Consider the following 879-nt stretch of genomic DNA (forward strand, 5'->3'; position numbering starts at 1 on the left):
AACAAGGATTGGGATTCATGAATACCCATAGATGTGCCACTTGCTAATGGGAGACCTTCAAGTTCCTCTGAGAAATTTTGTTCATATAGTGCATGGCCACATTCATGAATCGTTCCAAATACCGCTGAACGGAAATCATTATCATCATATTTTGTTGTAATGCGGACATCTCCACAGTTCAAACCAGTAGCAAAAGGATGGACCGTTTCATCCAAGCGTCCCGCTTCGAAATCATAACCTAGCTGCTTTAAAATATCCAAGCTGAATTGTTTTTGTTTATCTTTCGGGAACGTCTTGAATAAGAAATCAGTTTTTGGTTGATTTTGAGAATCTGCAATATTTTTCGCCAATGGCACGATTCGGTTTCTTAATTCGCCAAATACTTCATCCAATATGTCAGTTGTCATTCCTGGTTCATATTCATCAAGGAGCGTATTGTAAGGATTGTTATCCTTTACACCCCAATAAGTAACGAATCTTTTTGTCGTTTCTACGATTTCTTTTAAATACGGATAGAACATCTTAAAGTCCGATTTGTCCTTTGCTTCTTCCCATGCGGATTCAGATTTCGAAGTCAAAATTACAAATGCTTTGTGTTCATCAGCGGGAATTTTTTTGTTCATATCATATTCTTTTTTAACTTTTTTGTACGTTTGTTTTGTAATTGGATCCAATGATTCTAAATTATTTTCAAGTTCTTCAAGCATGCCCGCCAGGTCATCAGATGTTTGCATTGCAAATAATTCTGAAGACATTGTCCCTATCACTTCGGAACGTTGATTGACTCCTTTTTTCGGAGCACCAGTACGTAAATCCCAATACATCAGACCAATTACTTCCGTGTAGGCCTGCATTTTTTTAACATAGTCAATAAATCTC

General features: G+C 37.0%; 1 pseudogene. It reads right to left on the reverse strand.

The features are described from left to right. Positions 1 to 879: pseudogene (locus tag AC1DSL_RS18815) on the reverse strand (carboxypeptidase M32); the annotation flags it as partial.

Source organism: Paenisporosarcina sp. P4_D4 (genome assembly GCF_056401835.1).